Below are 17,638 nucleotides of genomic sequence, written 5' to 3'. Positions count from 1 at the left end.
TTTTTGTATTATTGTATAACTTTTTAAAGTGGCACCATTTGACCGAAATAGGTGGCACGGTCTGACCGAAATACCCACAAGGATTTAATGTCAATGTCAAGGAAAGCTATTATCTAAGCAAATTTAAATGTTTATAGCGTATAAAAATTAACCAATATAAATAAAGTAGATAGTCCAATAAGAATAATTTGTAATCTACTTTAGCTATAATTGCAATAAAAATCTTGTAAAAGTTAAATGTAAGGGATAATTCATGTAAATACGTGTTTTTTATTAACTAACAAAATTAATTTTCTATTTTTGAAATTGTAAACTATTTATAACATTAAAACAAGAAGAATATTTTTATGAACCAGTTAAATCAGACCCCTATTGAGAGGATGGTATCCCCCATACAACGATTTATTAAACAAGAGAAGTCAGGTGGTATAGTATTAGGGATAAGTGTAATTATTGCACTTGTATTAGCTAATTCCTCGTTAAAAGAGCATTATCATCATATCTTGGAATATAAGTTTGGTTTTCAATGGGCAGGAAATAGTTTTTTTGAATATAGTTTACACCATTGGATTAATGATGGATTGATGGCTATTTTCTTCTTTGTTGTTGGGCTAGAACTGAAAAGAGAAATTGTAGCAGGCGAGTTATCTAATCCTAGAAAAGCAATGTTACCTATTGGAGCGGCATTAGGAGGTATGGTTGTTCCTGCTGTTATTTACTTTGTCTTAAATCCAAGTGGAGAGATGTCTAATGGTTGGGGAATTCCTATGGCAACCGATATCGCATTTGCTTTAGGGGTTCTTTATTTATTAGGAAGTAGAATACCTTTAACATTAAAAGTGTTTCTAACGGCATTAGCTATCGTTGATGATTTAGGGGCTGTACTTGTTATAGCTTTCTTTTATACTTCAGAGATTTCGACTTTGCATTTATTAGTTGGGGCTTCTATATTAGTTATTATGTATTTGGGTAATAGAATAGGAGTTAGAAATATACTTTTTTATGCTATTTTAGGAATTGGAGGGGTATGGACAGCGTTTTTATTATCTGGCGTTCACGCCACTATTGCTGCAGTTTTAGCAGCGTTTACAATTCCTGCCAATGTTAGAATTAGTGAAAAAGTATTTAGTGAAAAAATACAAGTACTTTTAGATAAGTTCAAAGCAATAGATCCCGATAATACTAAATCTACTTTAACTAATGAACAATTACATATTTTAGAGCAGATAGAAAACAGTAGTGCCTGTGCAACACCGCCTTTACAGCGTTTAGAGCACATGATGCATCCGATGGTTACTTTTCTAATTATTCCTATTTTCGCTTTAGCCAATGCTGGTGTATCTTTAGCTATTGATTTTGATCATTTGTTTAGTACAAATGTAGCTCTAGGTGTAGCACTTGGTTTATTGGTTGGAAAGATAATAGGAGTAGTAGGTTTTACAGTTGTTTTGGTAAAATTAAAAGTAGCTCCTTTCCCTGAGGGGATGAATATTAAAAATCTTTTTGGACTGAGCCTTCTTGCAGCTATTGGTTTTACCATGTCTTTATTCGTAACTTCATTAGCTTTTACAAGTGAGGAATATATGACTCAAGCTAAGATAGGAATCTTTGTCGCTTCTATAATTGGGGGAGTGATTGGATATTATGTTTTGAGTAGAGAAAAAAAATAACAATAAAAATAAGAGCAGATGACAAATAAGTTTTTTGATTACATTAATCTGCATAAAGGAGAAGAGAAAGGGGAAAAAGTTCTAGAAAACATTAGAGCTAATATTGCCTTTAAGGGAGCTAATCTATGGATTTTAGCTTGTGCCATTATCATTGCATCTGTTGGGTTAAATGTAAATTCAACAGCAGTAATTATAGGTGCCATGTTAATTTCTCCATTGATGGGACCAATTGTAGGTGCAGGCTTTGCCTTAGGAACTTATAATTTTTTATTGCTAAAAATCGCAATAAAAAACTTAATCATTGCTACTATTGTTAGTTTATTAGTTTCTGCTATTTATTTCTACGTTAGTCCTTTTAAGGATGTTCAATCTGAGTTATTAGCTCGTACTTCCCCAACAATTTATGATGTTTTGATTGCTTTTTTTGGAGGTCTTGTTGGAGTTATCTCTATTACTAGGGTTGAAAAAGGAAATCCTATACCAGGAGTTGCTATTGCTACTGCATTAATGCCCCCTTTATGTACAGCAGGATATGGGTTAGCTACATTTAATATAAGTTACTTTTTGGGAGCTTTTTACCTGTATACTATTAACTGTTTTTTTATTTGTATTGCTACTTTTTTTGTTATTAAGTACTTGAAATATCCAACATCATCTACTTTAGATACCCAGAAAGAAAGACGTATAAGATATGGTATTAGTATGTTGATTGTTGTGATGATTGTACCTAGTTTCTACTTGGCTTATACGTTATTTGAAGAAAAGAAATTCACAAAAACTGTCGAGGAGTTCATTGATTCTGAGTTTAATGATAGAGGGTATACTGTGATTTATAAAAAGATTAATTATAATACTAAGCCCAAAAAAGTAGAACTTGCTTTTTTGGATAAGAAATTAACTGAAGAAAATATTTTACTCTACAACAGGTTATTAAAGGAAAGAGGTCTAGACAATGTAGAGCTGACATTTAAACAAGATGAAAAGGATATTAAATCAGAAATTTTAAATGAACTCAGTAAGCAAGATCGATCATATGCAGAGAAAGATATTATAATCAATGACTTAAAAAAAGAACTGTCTAAGTATAAAGTGGATGAACCTAATTTGATAAATGAAATTAATGTACTTTTTCCTAATATAGAAGAAGTATCCATTGGGAAAGTAGAGCGATATATAAAAACTGATAGTATTACAATGAATTGGTTAGTTATTTTTAATCAAAAAGAAAAAACAAAGGCAGTAGATGGTAAGCTACTTAATAATTGGTTAAAGACTCGATTAAAGGCAGATACCATTTTACTTGTTCAAGGAAATAATCCTATACAGGAGAAAGGGAATAACCAGATAAAGTAAAAATAGTTATCTTCATTAAGGTCTGTTAGGAGGTAAAGACAAAAAGTAGATATAATATTTTTGGTAATAAGCGGAGTTTACGTTACTTTATAGACGAAGTTTAAATTGTAACTAAATAGAAAAAAGAGAAAGTCCTAGGACTTTCTCTTTTTAAAAGACAACTAGTAAATAAGGAGAACTAGTTTTAGAATTATAAATCTAATGATTTTTTACTTGTTATAAATTTATTTTTTAATATTATTACAAATAAAGAATGTAACTTTATAAGTTTTTTAAAAGAAGAATTATTGAAGTAAAAAATCAAAGATATATCACTAAGTAGGTAAAAAAGCACTACAAGAGAAATCTTATTCAGATTTTTTTTAAGTATGTTTTTTTTTAGAACTAGAATAGTTTGCTAATTATTTAGCATTTGTCTCTTGAATTTAGTAAAATAATCACCATTTACTGATAATATTAACGCTGATCTAGGTGAATTAGTCAGTAAGGATAACGTTTTGGTTTGTAGAATAGTATGTCTCTGATATTTCTCCCTATACAAATAAGTTAGCTACTATTTTTGCAGAAAATGAAAATAAAGCTTTAGAGTGGAACTATGTGGATGAGCTAAATCAAGCGCATACAACTATATTTAGAGCAACTAAAAACTAAGCCCTAATTTGGATATTAAATAATTAAAATAGCAGTAGTTTAGCATCTTATAATAAGATATGGATATAGATATTAAGAAAAAGACATTTTTGAATTTTGTTGGACTTTTAAGAAGTTTTTTAATCAAGTGTTTTATTGGAATTGTTTTATGTAGTAGCATAGCGTTTTTATATACTAACTTTATTTTTGAGCAAATATTATTTGCTCCTAAGAACCCTAATTTTCCTATTTATATTTGGCATCGTTCTTTGATAGATTTTTTTAATTTGAGTTCATCATTGTATATGGAAGGGATTGATTTTGATATTCAAAATCGAAAAATGGATGGTCAGTTAAAGATTATGATTTGGACTAGTTTTACCTTTGGACTAATAACTTCATTTCCTTGGATTTTGTATCAAATTTGGAAACTTGTACAACCTAAATTATATAATAGTAAGATAAGATATAGTATTGTATTTGTAACAATCACAAGTCTTTTATTTTTTATAGGTGTCTTGTTTGGATATTTTATTATAGTTCCGTTATCTATTCATTTTTTTATGAATATAGAGATTAGTAGTATTGTTGCTAATCAAATCGATCTTACTTCATATATTTCTCTTGTTAGAACCACTATACTAGCATCAGGTATTGTGTTTGTTTTGCCAGTTGTCATTCTAGTATTATACAAGATGGGAATTTTATCAACAGATACACTCAAAGGGTATCGCAGATATGCTTATGTTTTGATTTTAGTTGCATCAGCAATTATTACCCCTCCAGATGTATTGAGTCAAGTTATTTTGGTTATACCATTAGTTTTATTGTATGAAGTGAGTATTTTCTTTTCAAAGTTTATGAAGTCTAATCACATTACAGAATAATATATTATCGTATTTGCTATAAAAATTAATTAAACTTGCATAGTTTAAATATTCATCGTAATATTGCGATGTATAATTAGGTGTAAAATAATGGGAGTAACAAAATCAGAATTATTTAGTGATAAAAAGAATAGGTTATCGCTTATGTTTAAGGTTTTAGGGCATCCAGCAAGACTTGCCATTCTTCAGTATATTATCAATCAAGAGGCTTGTATTTGCAATGATTTGGTAGAAGAACTTGGATTGGCTCAAGCGACTATTTCACAGCACTTAAAAGAGCTTAAGAATAGTGGACTTATAAAAGGAACAATTGATGGTAAATCCGTTTGTTATTGTATTGACGATGCAGTGTGGAATGAATTCTTCAAGGAGTTTGAATTCTTCTTCGCTCAAAAAATACAATCAAAGGATTGCTGTTAATATTTTTATTCAACATCATCGTAATATTGCGATATTAAAATAATTTAAAACAGATAAAATATGAAATTATCAGAAGTAAAAGTAGTGTTAGAAAAATTAGATCGAGTAGATTTTCAATTTGAAGATGGGACGTTTGTAGCAGGACATTTCCATGTAACAGAAGTAGGTCAGGTAACAAAAAAGTTTATTGACTGTGGAGGTACAATAAGAGAAGAGGTTAAGGTAAGTTTTCAATTGTGGAATGCAGATGATTATGAACACCATTTAAAAGCTGGTAAATTGCTTAATATTATTCGATTATCAGAAACAAAATTAGGTATTGTTGATGCAGATATTGAAGTAGAAGTTCAAGGTAAAGAAACAATAGGAAAGTATTTCTTAGAATTTAATGGAACTCACTTTCTATTAAAAAATACATTGACTGCTTGTTTAGCTGAAGATGCTTGTGGAATTACACCAAGTGATCAGGTAAATCAAACTAGTTGTTGCGATTCTAACGCTGGATGTTGTTAATCTTAAAAAAGGTAAAAGATGTATAAAAAATTATCAACTACAATTAGCATTATGCTTGAATCAAGAGTGATAACTGATCATAGAAAAGAAGTTTTAGCTCCTTTACTGGCATACATTCAAGCTAAGGTTGATTCAAAATCTCCAATTCGAATCAATTTTATTTGTACGCATAATTCAAGAAGAAGTCATTTGGCTCAGATTTGGATGCAAGTAGCAGCAACTTATTATGGTATTCCAGATGTTATTTGTTATTCAGGAGGGACTGAACAAACAACGATGTATCCCATAGTTGCTACAGTTTTAAAAGAACAGGGATTTAACGTATTTAAAATTTCGGAAGGAGAGAATCCTATTTATGCGATAAAGTATGATGATAATGAAATTCCTATTATTGGTTTTTCTAAGAAGTACGATGCAGTTTTTAATCCAAGTAGCAATTTTGCAGCGGTAATGACTTGTTCACAGGCAGATGGGGACTGTCCTTTTATAGCAGGTGCTGAGCGCAGAATCCCTATTACATTTGAGGATCCGAAGGTATTTGATGGAACGGAAAACCAGCAAGCAGGATATTTTAATCGAAGCCTTGAAATTGCAAGTGAAATGTTTTACATCGTGTCACAAATTAAAAAATAAGTCATGCAAGTTAGAATGAAATTTTTAGATCGATACTTAACTCTTTGGATTTTCTTGGCTATGGGGATTGGTGTTCTCTTAGGAAATGTATTTCCAAGTGTTTCTAATGTGATGGATAAACTGTCCATTGGAACGACCAATATTCCGTTGGCTATAGGACTAATCGTCATGATGTATCCTCCACTGGCTAAGGTTGATTATAATCTATTACCACTGGCTTTTAGGGATAAAAAAGTCTTAGGCTTATCTCTTTTCTTAAACTGGATTGTAGGACCTGTTTTAATGTTTGTTCTGGCTATTATTTTCATGCGTGATGAACCTGATTATATGGTAGGGTTGATCCTTATTGGTTTAGCCAGATGTATTGCAATGGTGATTGTATGGAATGATTTAGCAAAAGGTAATCGAGAATATGCAGCCTTACTGATTGCATTAAATAGTGTTTTCCAAGTGCTGTTTTATAGCTTCTTTGTTTGGCTTTTTATCAACGTATTACCTTCTTATTTTGGATTTGCTGATTATGCTATTTCAATTAAGATGAGCGATGTAGTACAAAGTGTGCTTATTTATTTAGGAATTCCATTTTTAGCAGGTTTTTTAAGTCATAAGTATCTCATTAGAATAAAAGGAGAAGCTTGGTTTAAGCGCAAGTTTATCCCTTTTATTTCCCCCTTTACTTTATATGCTTTACTGTTTACCATTGTGCTTATGTTTAGCTTAAAAGGAGAGCAGATTGTTCAATTACCAATGCAGGTTATCAAAGTTGCTATCCCACTAATTATTTATTTTGTCTTGATGTTCTTTGTCAGCTTCTTCGTAAATAAATCAATGCATGTGGATTATGATAAAAATGCGGCTATTTCTTTTACTGCAGCAGGTAATAATTTTGAACTAGCTATTGCTGTTGCTATTGCCGTATTTGGAATTCACTCGCCCCAAGCTTTTGTGGGGGTTATCGGACCTTTAGTTGAAGTTCCTGTGTTGATTCTACTGGTACGAGTGAGTTTGTGGATGAAAAAGAAATATTATGCAAAGTGATAAAATATTGTTATTTTTAAATCGTTTCAAATCGTTTCTATTAAATTAATCACTAGAATAAATCAATCCATCATTTATTTTTTTATTTTTGAGATAAACTAATTTTTTATGAATTTACAAGTGTTTTATAGAATAAGTTTTTTTGCTATTCTATCTTTTTTGTTTGTGTCATGTAATGCAAGTACAATACCAGAAAAAGCTAAACCCGTTGAAAATTTTGATGTAAATCGTTATTTGGGAACATGGTATGAAATTGCTCGGTTTGATTTTTATTTTGAAAGAGATTTAAATAATACCACAGCTTACTATAGTTTGGACAAGAAAGGAAATCTCAAGGTTTTAAATCGAGGTTTTAATGTTAAAACCAAAGAATGGAAACAAGCAGAAGGAATAGCTAAGTTCAGAGCAGAGAAAAATGTAGGTGCACTTAAAGTTAGCTTTTTCGGTCCTTTTTATTCGGGTTATAATATCATTGCATTAGATTCAGATTATAAATATGCTCTAATAGCAGGAAAGGATCTTGATTATTTATGGATTTTATCTAGAGAAAAAGGTATTCCCGAAGCTATTAAACAACAATACTTGACACTAGCTAATGAAATTGGTTATGATGTATCTCGTTTGATTTGGGTTGAACATGACAAGGAAGATACATCGGTAATAAAGGCTAAATAAATACAAGAAAAGCGAACAATTAAAAGAGGATATAACCCAACAAAGCTCCTGCTAAAACAATAAGAGCACTATTTACTTTTTTAAATTTAAAAACGAGTATGCCACTAAGTAGGGTAATAACAAGGGTTTGCCAGTTCAGCAACACATCTCGTGTCATCGTTATACAAACAGCGACAATCAAGGCGACAGAGGCAACATTCACCGCATCTAAAAAGACAGATAATCCTTTTGAGTTGCGAAGTTTTTTCATCAATGGGTTTAGTAAGGCTACTAGAATAAAGGATGGTAAAAAAATTGCAACAGTTGAAAGAATTGCTCCAGATAAACCATTAATTTGAAAACCAATAAAAGTAACGGAAGAGAAAACAGGTCCTGGTGTGAATTGTCCTACAGCAATAGAATCTATAAGTTGTTCTTTGGTGAGTAAACCTGTTTGCACGAGTTCTGTATCTAAAAAAGCAAATAATACATAGCCACTACCGTACAGTATAGCCCCTATTTTAAGAAAAATCCAAAATAGCTGCATATTGGTATTGGTGAAATGAGTATTTTGTATACTAAGTAAGAAGGGGAATGGAAGAAAACTTTGTAAGGTACTTCGCTTTGTAGTATTAATATAAAAAACTACATAAGCTAAAAAGCCAGCTCCAAACATTAAAATGATCTCATTAGTCCCAAATAAAGAAGCTACTAAGACAATAAGTCCTATAAAGGCTAAGAATAAGGATTTAATAGATTTTTTGGCTAGTGGAAATACAGCTCCAAGGATAATAGCAATAATAGCAGGTTTAATTCCATAGAGAAATGGTTGAATTTGGGGTAATTCTCCATAATTTTTATAAAAATAAGCCAATACACCTGTAAGTAAAACCGCAGGAAGAATAAAACAAAGCCCTGCAATTATAAGACCTTTCCAGCCCGCTTTATCATAACCAATGTGAATGGCCATTTCTGTACTGTTAGGGCCAGGAATTAAATTAGTAGCACCAAGTAGATCTAAAAAGTGCTGTTCATCCATCCATTTTCTTTTTACAACTACTTCCTCTCTCATCATTGCAATATGAGCCGCAGGACCTCCAAAACCAATAATCCCTAATTTTGTAAAGACCTTGATTATTTCTTTGAGGCTTACTTCACCTTGTTTGGTATTCATATCTTAAGAATTTTTAATCATACAAATATGTCACAATTAGAACCTAAAATAAGGTGAATTTGAAAAAAGAATGGTACTTTAAATTTCCCGAAATGCTTTAGGAGTAATACCCATATAGCGCTTGAAGTATTTTATAAAGTAAGAAGAGTCACTAAAGTTTAGGTTGTAAGCAATTTCACTAACACTGTTGTCAGAATATAGTAATTGTCTTTTTGCTTCATCAATAATATGTTCTGCTAATATTTCGGATGCTGACTGTTGGAGTGTTTTGCGACAGATGGCATTTAGCTTTTGTGGTGAAATTTTTAATCTTTGAGCATAATAGGCAACACTGTTATGTAAGTTATTTGTTTGCTTTAAAAAATCCTGAAACAAGGCGATCGTATCGCTTTTATTTACGGAAGTAGAAAAAGGAGTAGATCTTGCTATTATCTTAGCTAATAAAGCTTTTAGTAGACCTTCTGTTACCGTAAGATCCTTCTCTGATACAAGTAGATGAAATAATGCATCAATACTTTGGGTATCATTTATTTTTAAGCAAGTAAGATGACTTAATTGAGACAGGAGGTCTCTTAGCTTATAATCTAATGAGGCTTGCAAGAATTCTTTTTTTAATAGAACTACAAAGCCTTTAGGTTTACTTGTAATATCCCAAAAATGAACTTGCTCCTTTTGTATAAAAAAAACTGTAGGAGTAGTTATCGAAAATACAGCTTGATCAATTGTATGAAAGCCTGTTCCCTCGCTTAAATAAATAATTTCAAAGTAATTATTGTGTTTATGAGGATTTGTTTTGCGAATTTCTTGCCTAAAAGGAGAAACTTTTATTAGTGTTATTGACTCAATTTTATTTTTTATTTCAATAGATGTATTCAACGTTATTTAATTAAATAATACAAGTAAAACTAACTATTATCTTTTAATAAAAGGGTATTTAAATGTTAATAAAGTATAGCTCTTTTTAAAAGTCACTTAAACTAAGATTTAAACAACTAATAGCATTAAGTAATAGGTATAAGAGAAGAGTAGGTTGCTCTAAAATTAGCTAACATGTTTTATTATGTAAATTATTTTTAGTTATTTTAATTTGTAGTATTATTTTTATTGTATTTTTATGAGTATTATTTTGTTGTTTTAACTTAAAAAAATAACAATAAAACATGTAACAATGAAAGGGAAAAATAGTTTATTTGAAGAATTACGTCTCTTAAGAGGAGATGATCAATATCCTTCACAGCAGATTAAAGAGAAATTAATTGATTTATATCTTCCTTCGACCGTGTCAGACTTAGCGATTAATTTATCCAATATTACCTCCCAATTCTATGCTTTGCAATTACAGTCAATAGGAGAGCAGTATGGAGTAGATAAAATACGTTTGCACTCCGATAAACTATTTTATAATCTTGGCAAAGCAAAAGCAGAGCAAGCATTAATTAAAGATTCTACTATGGTTCGAGATTGCAGGTCAATGGTTATGGTCGCTATTTCTGCTATTTACACTTCGAGTCCGGAGTTCAAGTTTGATGTGCAAGAATATACTTCAGATTATGCTGTGATTCATTTGAAAGGTGTTGATCGTTATCACAGAGCTGCTAAACAATGTAAAATTGATCAGTATCTAACTTTTCCCACTTTAATAGCTTTTTTAGATGGAATCAAAGATTATCTTCAATTAAGTAATATAGAAATACAAGTATCCCAATCTTTCTATGACGAAAATTCAAATATAGACTGTACTTATATTATTAAACAAAATAATTTGTAAGATGAAACATTTGTATAATTACATCGGGGAGAATTATCCTTATTTATTTCCAATGGATAATTTGGTAATGAAGGAATCTACAGTAGAGTATATTACAACAAGTAGCTCAGATAGTCAATTGAGAGGATTTAAAGCAATAGGACAAACAGTTGCATCATTAGGAAGTATCTCTTTATTGACAGCCATGGATATCTCTTTTTAAACATTTTTTTAGCTGAAAAAATTAGAATAAGAAAAATCAATAGTACGATTGTAGAAGATGGATTAAAGTATTGTGCTAAGCCTTTTTCATTTTCAAAGCGTAAAGGAAAAGTTTTAGTAGACGTTTTGAATAATCAAAATCAATTGTTTTATACCTCTGAACTAGAATATGTTATTTTCGATGAAAATGCTTTTAACGAGGCTTTTAGCAGTTTTTATACAGAAAAAATCCCTGCAGAAAGTGCTCCAATAAATGAAGATTTAATGGTGAATTTAATCGAACCATTTTGTTTTAAAATTCAAATTCCCGCTTTTACAATTGAACAATGTAAGGGACATTTTGATAATTATCCTATTGTGCCAGGTGTTTTTATAATGGATCGATTATTAGAGGAAATTGAAAACTTCTTTAAGCTTCAAGCAGAGGATCTCCAAAGTAAAAAATTAGTTGTAGATAATTTAGAAACATTTCTAAATACAGCTACTCCAGTCTATAGAGAATTAAGCTCGCTAGTGCATTACTGACAAGTATCTAAAGATAGTTATTTGTTTGTTTGTACTATTACTGATAGTAATCATAAAATTGAATATGGTCATTTTGTAATTACTGTGAAACTTTATTGAAAGTAGTATAAATATCTTATAAAGATAAAAGGAGAAGATTGGTTTAAGTCTAAAAATATGTCTTTAGATTTATATATTTTTTTTCACGACTGTGATAATATTTAATTAAAATATATAGGTTCTGCCGAAGTAAAATATGATTGGATTACTGCACTGAAAAAAGCACAACCACTAAAAGAAGAATTTAGTATAACTTTTTAAGGAGTATTAGACAACAAAAAAACAGGCAATAGTGTGAAGATTTCTCTTGCCTGTTTTTTTTATGCTAGCATTAATTTCCCCTTGGTTTCGACCTATAAATTTTATTTATTTTCTCTTTGTTAATTCTTTAATTTATTGTATTAAGTAACAAGTATGGTAATAGGAAAATAAACACGAATTTAGGATACTATAAAAGCTATAATTTTAGTAGAATAACCCCACATGGTTCCTGTATGGAAATCATATTTTAGTGAATTAATCTTACTAAAGCAATGCTTTTATCGATATAATCTTGTAAGGAATTGATTTGTCTTGTACTGTTATCACAATAAATCTACTCGAATTTACTTGTTTTATCTTGTTCTAATCTCACTTATAAATTGTGTTCTATACTGGTTTTATCTTCCAATGCGATTGACTCCATAAAAGATATGATTGATTCTTATTATTTGACAAGAGTTGTTGGTTTTGAAAATCTAAGTTGCTGATATTTAGTGAAATGTTTTTTTGATGCAGTAAATTAAATACTTGCACCCAAATGTGAGGTAAACCTGTTACTAGTTGTTTTTTATAACACTTTTTTTAAACTACTTTAAACAAGAATCATTTTCAAATTTTTAATAATTTAAATTAAATAAATAGTGTTGATGGCTCTATATATTAGAATAAATGTGTTTGATGTGTTTTAATAAAAATAAAATTATTATAAAATCAAATTTTAAATAGAAATATTGATAAATTCATTTAAAAACATTTGTTTTGTTTTATTTGATTGTTTTTTTATTAAATAAACAATCTTTTTTTAATGTTATTGCTAAATTAACTTTAGTTTAAATTTAGCTTAAATTTGGTTTTGATTCAATTTTTTATTTAAATTTATGTGAATTTTAATATATGTGTATTAAAATTAAGATATGTTTTAGTGCTTCAATATATTGGGTAGTATAGTGATACTGGGGCAATAGAAAGGAATACCAACCATTAAATAAAACTTATATGAGTCAGAATTATTTCAAATTAACCTTCTTGCTGCTTGTTTGTGTTCATACCTTATCTTATGGACAAGACGAATCGGAGCATATTCAGTTAGTGAATACAGGTTTATTCAGTGTCCGCCCAGAAACCATTTTATCTACTCAGCTCGATTTTACAAATACAGCTTCTGGTACTTTTGTGAATGATGGGAGCGTGTATTATTATAAGGATTTTACAAATGATGGTTATTATGGAATTTCTTCTTCCATGAAGAGCTCTTCTACTTTTTTTATAGTATCTAATTCTTCCCTAGCAAAGCGAATCACTGGAAATAGTTTGGCTTCTTTCTACAATATTGAATTTGACAGCGAACTAAATGGAATTGCTTTTGACTTAAAGAACAATATTGATATTTCAGGTTTGGCTCATTTTAAAAATGGTATTGTACAAGTAGATTCAACAAAAAATGCTAGTACTTCAGTTTCTAATGGTATGGTTACTTTCCTTGCAGGTGCTCGACATGAGAATGTTGGCAATCACAGCTTTATTGAAGGAGCAGTAGAAAAGAAAGGAAATGATCGCTTTGAATATCCTATTGGACATAAAAAATATTTTCGTCCAGCAGTGATTAGTGCACCAGATGACATTTTAGCCACTATTGTCGGGCAATATTATTTAGAAGATGCTCCGTTTTTTACAGCACACAAAAAAACAGCAGGGGTAATTAAGGTGTTAAATGAGAAAGAATATTGGCGATTGGAAGGGAATTTAAAACAACCGAATATGGTTGTCTTGAGTTTGGATTGGAATGAGGAAACTACACCTCCGGAATTACTTAAAAATCCAGAAGAGGAATTGCATATTGTCCGTTGGGATGCCAAAGAACAGTTATGGGTGGATGAAGGAGGAGTTGTGGATATGTCTCTTAATAGGGTAACAACAGTCGCAGAAATTAAAGATTTTGGTTATTTCACGCTAGCTACAGTAAAAAAGGATTGGATTATTGAAGGTGATGTAGTGATTTACAATTTAGTCACACCTGATGGAGATGGTAAAAATGATTACTTCATCATTGATAATATCAACAAATATCCCAATAACCGCGTAGAAATTTACAACCGTTGGGGGGTAAAAGTATATGAAACTACGGGATATGATCCAAAAGGAGATGGAAGTGTAAATGTATTTAGAGGCTATTCAGACGGTAAGATTACAGTGGATAAAAATAAAAAATTACCGAGTGGAACGTATTACTACGTAGTGACTTATGAATACAAAGATGCTAATGGTAGTCGTATGATTAAGAAAGCGGCCAATTTACATGTAGAGACCAATTAAATCCCAAAATAGATGAGACTAAAAAACACAATAAAGACTTTTGTTCTTGGAGGGGTAGGTTTGTTTTGTATGGAACAATCCTATGCACAACAAGATCCACAATATACGCAGTATATGTATAACCACTCGAACATCAACCCTGCTTATGCGGGAAGTAGAGAAGGGTTGAATATTTTTGGTTTGTATCGCACCCAATGGGTGGGGTTAGAGGGAGCTCCTAAAACAGCAACTTTATCTGTCAATACTCCTTTGGGTGAATCAGGATTGGGATTAGGGGTGAGTTTTGTCAATGATCATTTAGGTGTGATGGACGATAATACTTTATCGGTTGATTTATCTTATGCTGTGAATCTGAACTACAATTATAAGTTAGCTTTTGGATTGAAAGGGTCTGCAAATTTACTAGATGTGAATTACAGTAAGTTACATATTTACAACCCGACAGATCCTGTAGCAGAAGATGATATTAAGAATGAATTTAATGCCAATATAGGGGCGGGATTATTCTTGTATTCAGATAAGGCTTATGTAGGTGTTTCAGTACCCACATTACTAACTCGTTCGCGTTATGACGATAATAATGTCAAAACAATGCGTGAAAAAATGCACTTATATGTGACAGGGGGATACGTGTTTGATTTAAATAACGATATCAAATTTAAACCAGCTGCTATGGTGAAAATGGAGCAAGGATCTCCCTTGCAGATGGATGTATCTGCTAATTTCATGTTTGTAGATAAGTTTACCGCAGGAGTTGCTTACCGATGGGATGCTGCCGTAAGTGGTTTAGTTGGTTTTCAAGTGTCAGATCAGATTATGGTTGGTTATAGCTATGATGCTGAAACTTCCAAATTGGCTCGATATAATTCGGGATCTCATGAAATCTTTATGCGATTCACTTTGTTTAATAGCTACAAGCGCGTTGCTGCGCCAAGATTCTTCTAATCAGTACAAGTATGGTGAAACAAATAATACAACTTGGAATATTAAGTATAGCCTTGGGCTTAAGCACAACAGGTTATAGTCAAATTAAAAAGGAAAAACAGGCTGATAAAAGCTTTGATCGATTGGCCTATGTTGATGCCATTAAAGTGTATGAACGCATGGCGAATCAAGGATATGTCAATACCTCTATTCTGCAAAACCTCGCTGATGCTTACTATTTTAATGGAAAATTAGTTGAGGCAAATACATGGTATACGGAGCTCTTTGAGGGGAATTATGAAGATAAAGAATTGGCCAAATTACCTTCAGAATATTACTATCGCTATGCACAAACTTTAAAGTCAGTGGAAGATTATACAAAATCGAAACAAATGATGGATCAGTTTGCAGTATTAGAACAGCGAGATTCTAGGGTAGAGCTATATAGCAAGAACCGCGATTATTTGGCTCATATTGAAAATCGATCGGATCGCTATGATATTAAACGCTTAGATTTTAATACAGCCTATTCAGATTATGGCGGAACCCTGCTTGGAGATCAGTTTATATTTACGTCAGCACGGGCTACAGATCAGCAAGGTAGTAGTAGTAAAATCCATGCTTGGACAAATGAAAGTTACACCAGTTTATATCGTTCAACGATTGGTCAAAGTGGTTTTGGAGAACCAGTACTTTTTGCACCAGAAATCAATTCAGAAGTTAATGATGCAACCGCTGTTTTTACACAAGATGGCAATACGATGTATTTCACGCGTAACAATTCCAAAGCAAGTGGAAAAAGCAAGCAAAATAAAGAGAAGACTTCTTTATTGAAATTATACAAAGCAGTAAAACAAGCGGATGGAAAGTGGGGACAAGTAGAAGAATTGCCATTCAATTCGGATAATTTTAATACCGCCCATCCTGCATTAACACCCGATGATAAGTGGTTGTACTTTGCTTCTGATCGACAAGGTACAAGAGGGCAGTCCGATTTATTTCGCGTGGCTTTGTATGAGCATGAGGGATATGGTCCAGTTGAAAATTTAGGTTCCGCTATCAATACAGAAGGTAGAGAAAACTTTCCTTTTATAGCTTCTGATTATCAGTTGTATTTCTCTTCTGATGGGCATCTAGGTTTAGGGGGATTGGACATATTTACCACTAAGATTTATCCTAATGGAAGTTTTGGTCCTGTCGTGAATATGGGAACCCCTATTAATAGCAGCATGGATGATTTTGGGTTCTACTTGGATCCCAAACAAAATAAAGGATTTGTTAGTTCAAACCGCGCTGAAGGACAAGGATCAGATGATATTTATTTCCTTGCTGAAAAACCGTGTAAGCAAACGATTGAAGGAACAGTATACGACAAAGATACCAATGAAATCGTAGCGAATGCCTTGATTGTTATTTCAGATGCGCTTTATCAAAAATCAGATACACTTTACACCAATGCGAAAGGATATTATATCACTTCACTTTTAGATTGTGGATATAAGTACCGCATTAAAGCAGAAAAAGAATCCTATAATACCGTTGAAGTTGCTTTTAATGTAAATCGAGAACCTGGAGTTAAAGTAGTGAATATCGGCTTAGAAAAAGCGGAGAAACCGCTAGGCTTAAACGATGATTTATTTAAAAGACTCAATTTACAACCGATCTACTTTGATTTTGATAAATCGAATATCCGCAGAGATGCTGCAATTGAGTTGATGAAAGTAGTCGAGGTATTGAAAGAATACCCTTCCATAAAAATTGATGTTCGCTCTCATACAGATAGTAGAGGAAATGATGTATACAACATGAGTTTATCCGATCGTCGTGTGAAATCAACTATTAAATGGATGATTGAACAAGGAATCGATCCGAGTCGCTTGACAGGACGAGGATATGGAGAAAGTCAGTTGCTAAACAAATGTAGCAATGGTGTACCGTGTACGACTTCGGAACACCAAGAAAATAGACGCAGTGAATTTATTATTAAAGAAATTTAATACGCAGGAAACATAATTTAAACAACTAATCACATGAAAAAGAGATGGATTTTACTCGGTGCTTTTTGTACTGGGGCAATAAGTTACGCTCAAGTTGGAATAGGTACGGCTAACCCTAATCCTTCTTCTCAACTTGAAATAACTTCTGATAAAAGAGGGGTTCTAATCCCTCGAGTTGAATTGAAAAGTCTTACTGACAATGGTACGATTACCAATGGAAATGTTGAAAGTTTATTGGTTTATAACGTAACAGATTCAGGAGATTTACAACCAGGATATTATTTTTGGAAAGGAAATAATTGGAATCGATTTTTAACAGAATTAGATGGTAAAGAATGGAGTAATGCAAAAAATAAAAGTTTTGTAGTTGAAGATGATTTACTTAAACTATATGATGAAAATGATGATGTTATTTTTATAGATCTTCAAAGTTTAAATATCGTTACCACGTTAGTTAAAGATTCATCAGGTAATGGAAAGTATACGTATAAAAATGAGGCAGGGACGGAAGTCATGATTGATGTTCAGGCTGATGTGATCAACAACTTCGAAGACATTATCAATAATACGAATGTTCAAGAAATTTTAAATCAATACCTTACAGAGAATGCGGGTAACGTACATTATGACGGAAATTC

General features: G+C 31.6%; 16 protein-coding genes and 1 pseudogene. 15 read left to right on the top strand and 2 right to left on the bottom strand.

Annotated elements, in window-relative coordinates; genetic code table 11:
- Positions 1-347 precede the first annotated feature (347 nt).
- The 8 genes from nhaA (at position 348) to ACPDHL_RS15320 (ending at position 7,819) form a co-directional block, all read left to right on the top strand.
- Positions 348-1,670 carry a Na+/H+ antiporter NhaA gene (gene nhaA / locus ACPDHL_RS15355; RefSeq protein ID WP_430533620.1) on the top strand — a complete coding sequence of 441 codons (1,323 nt, stop codon included), beginning with the start codon at positions 348-350 and terminating at the stop codon, positions 1,668-1,670.
- Between the two features lie 18 nt (positions 1,671-1,688).
- Positions 1,689-3,023 (top strand): DUF389 domain-containing protein, encoded by a 1,335-nt coding sequence (locus ACPDHL_RS15350; RefSeq protein WP_430533619.1) that lies wholly within the window; start codon positions 1,689-1,691, stop codon positions 3,021-3,023.
- Between the two features lie 710 nt (positions 3,024-3,733).
- Positions 3,734-4,540: a twin-arginine translocase subunit TatC gene (gene tatC / locus ACPDHL_RS15345; protein WP_430533618.1), complete on the top strand. Its 807-nt coding sequence runs from the start codon at positions 3,734-3,736 to the stop codon at positions 4,538-4,540.
- A gap of 90 nt (positions 4,541-4,630) precedes the next feature.
- Positions 4,631-4,960, top strand: a complete 330-nt coding sequence (locus tag ACPDHL_RS15340) for an ArsR/SmtB family transcription factor (RefSeq protein WP_430533617.1) — start codon at positions 4,631-4,633, stop codon at positions 4,958-4,960.
- Positions 4,961-5,020: 60 nt separating this feature from the next.
- Positions 5,021-5,473, top strand: coding sequence for a DUF6428 family protein (locus tag ACPDHL_RS15335; RefSeq protein WP_430533616.1), 453 nt, complete (start codon positions 5,021-5,023; stop codon positions 5,471-5,473).
- A gap of 18 nt (positions 5,474-5,491) precedes the next feature.
- On the top strand, positions 5,492-6,106 hold the full coding sequence (locus tag ACPDHL_RS15330; RefSeq protein WP_430533615.1) for a low molecular weight phosphatase family protein: 615 nt from the start codon (positions 5,492-5,494) through the stop codon (positions 6,104-6,106).
- 3 nt (positions 6,107-6,109) lie between these two features.
- Positions 6,110-7,144: an ACR3 family arsenite efflux transporter gene (gene arsB / locus ACPDHL_RS15325; protein WP_430533614.1), complete on the top strand. Its 1,035-nt coding sequence runs from the start codon at positions 6,110-6,112 to the stop codon at positions 7,142-7,144.
- A 108-nt stretch (positions 7,145-7,252) separates the two neighbouring features.
- A complete protein-coding gene (locus ACPDHL_RS15320; protein WP_115089931.1) occupies positions 7,253-7,819 on the top strand; it encodes a lipocalin family protein in 567 nt (188 codons plus the stop codon).
- Positions 7,820-7,838: 19 nt separating this feature from the next.
- Here ACPDHL_RS15320 and chrA read toward each other — a convergent pair whose 3' ends face one another.
- Together chrA and ACPDHL_RS15310 are read right to left on the bottom strand one after the other, a co-directional pair.
- Positions 7,839-8,972 (bottom strand): chromate efflux transporter, encoded by a 1,134-nt coding sequence (gene chrA / locus ACPDHL_RS15315; RefSeq protein WP_430533613.1) that lies wholly within the window; start codon positions 8,970-8,972, stop codon positions 7,839-7,841.
- 78 nt (positions 8,973-9,050) lie between these two features.
- Positions 9,051-9,848: an AraC family transcriptional regulator gene (locus ACPDHL_RS15310; RefSeq protein ID WP_430533612.1), complete on the bottom strand. Its 798-nt coding sequence runs from the start codon at positions 9,846-9,848 to the stop codon at positions 9,051-9,053.
- Positions 9,849-10,140: 292 nt separating this feature from the next.
- On the opposite strand from ACPDHL_RS15310, the gene ACPDHL_RS15305 reads away from it, so the two are divergent.
- From ACPDHL_RS15305 to ACPDHL_RS15275, 7 genes and pseudogenes are all read left to right on the top strand, one after another.
- On the top strand, positions 10,141-10,740 hold the full coding sequence (locus tag ACPDHL_RS15305) for a hypothetical protein (RefSeq protein ID WP_115089934.1): 600 nt from the start codon (positions 10,141-10,143) through the stop codon (positions 10,738-10,740).
- A gap of 1 nt (position 10,741) precedes the next feature.
- Positions 10,742-10,942, top strand: a complete 201-nt coding sequence (locus tag ACPDHL_RS15300; RefSeq protein ID WP_430533611.1) for a hypothetical protein — start codon at positions 10,742-10,744, stop codon at positions 10,940-10,942.
- A 125-nt stretch (positions 10,943-11,067) separates the two neighbouring features.
- Entirely contained in the window at positions 11,068-11,466 is a 399-nt protein-coding gene (locus tag ACPDHL_RS15295; RefSeq protein WP_430533610.1) for a hypothetical protein, read from the top strand.
- 1,296 nt (positions 11,467-12,762) lie between these two features.
- Positions 12,763-14,079, top strand: coding sequence for a gliding motility-associated C-terminal domain-containing protein (locus tag ACPDHL_RS15290; RefSeq protein ID WP_430533609.1), 1,317 nt, complete (start codon positions 12,763-12,765; stop codon positions 14,077-14,079).
- Positions 14,080-14,091: 12 nt separating this feature from the next.
- A complete protein-coding gene (locus ACPDHL_RS15285) occupies positions 14,092-15,024 on the top strand; it encodes a PorP/SprF family type IX secretion system membrane protein (RefSeq protein WP_430533608.1) in 933 nt (310 codons plus the stop codon).
- Between the two features lie 11 nt (positions 15,025-15,035).
- Positions 15,036-17,000: an OmpA family protein gene (locus ACPDHL_RS15280; protein WP_430533607.1), complete on the top strand. Its 1,965-nt coding sequence runs from the start codon at positions 15,036-15,038 to the stop codon at positions 16,998-17,000.
- A 33-nt stretch (positions 17,001-17,033) separates the two neighbouring features.
- Positions 17,034-17,638 (top strand): annotated as a pseudogene (locus ACPDHL_RS15275) (hypothetical protein); the annotation flags it as partial.

The sequence above is a fragment of the Myroides sp. C15-4 genome (genome assembly GCF_050522745.1).
GTDB lineage: Bacteria > Bacteroidota > Bacteroidia > Flavobacteriales > Flavobacteriaceae > Flavobacterium.
Note: the sequence above shows the minus strand (reverse complement) of the source record. Positions and strands in the feature narration are given on the sequence as shown.

Excerpts from the sequence above, each read along its gene's own strand:
- nhaA (WP_430533620.1), top strand. The coding sequence starts at position 348 with ATGAACCAGTTAAATCAGACCCCTATTGAGAGGATGGTATCCCCCATA.
- ACPDHL_RS15350 (WP_430533619.1), top strand. The coding sequence starts at position 1,689 with ATGACAAATAAGTTTTTTGATTACATTAATCTGCATAAAGGAGAAGAG.
- tatC (WP_430533618.1), top strand. The coding sequence starts at position 3,734 with ATGGATATAGATATTAAGAAAAAGACATTTTTGAATTTTGTTGGACTT.
- ACPDHL_RS15340 (WP_430533617.1), top strand. The coding sequence starts at position 4,631 with ATGGGAGTAACAAAATCAGAATTATTTAGTGATAAAAAGAATAGGTTA.
- ACPDHL_RS15335 (WP_430533616.1), top strand. The coding sequence starts at position 5,021 with ATGAAATTATCAGAAGTAAAAGTAGTGTTAGAAAAATTAGATCGAGTA.
- ACPDHL_RS15330 (WP_430533615.1), top strand. The coding sequence starts at position 5,492 with ATGTATAAAAAATTATCAACTACAATTAGCATTATGCTTGAATCAAGA.
- arsB (WP_430533614.1), top strand. The coding sequence starts at position 6,110 with ATGCAAGTTAGAATGAAATTTTTAGATCGATACTTAACTCTTTGGATT.
- ACPDHL_RS15320 (WP_115089931.1), top strand. The coding sequence starts at position 7,253 with ATGAATTTACAAGTGTTTTATAGAATAAGTTTTTTTGCTATTCTATCT.
- chrA (WP_430533613.1), bottom strand. The coding sequence starts at position 8,972 with ATGAATACCAAACAAGGTGAAGTAAGCCTCAAAGAAATAATCAAGGTC.
- ACPDHL_RS15305 (WP_115089934.1), top strand. The coding sequence starts at position 10,141 with ATGAAAGGGAAAAATAGTTTATTTGAAGAATTACGTCTCTTAAGAGGA.
- ACPDHL_RS15300 (WP_430533611.1), top strand. The coding sequence starts at position 10,742 with ATGAAACATTTGTATAATTACATCGGGGAGAATTATCCTTATTTATTT.
- ACPDHL_RS15290 (WP_430533609.1), top strand. The coding sequence starts at position 12,763 with ATGAGTCAGAATTATTTCAAATTAACCTTCTTGCTGCTTGTTTGTGTT.
- ACPDHL_RS15285 (WP_430533608.1), top strand. The coding sequence starts at position 14,092 with ATGAGACTAAAAAACACAATAAAGACTTTTGTTCTTGGAGGGGTAGGT.
- ACPDHL_RS15280 (WP_430533607.1), top strand. The coding sequence starts at position 15,036 with ATGGTGAAACAAATAATACAACTTGGAATATTAAGTATAGCCTTGGGC.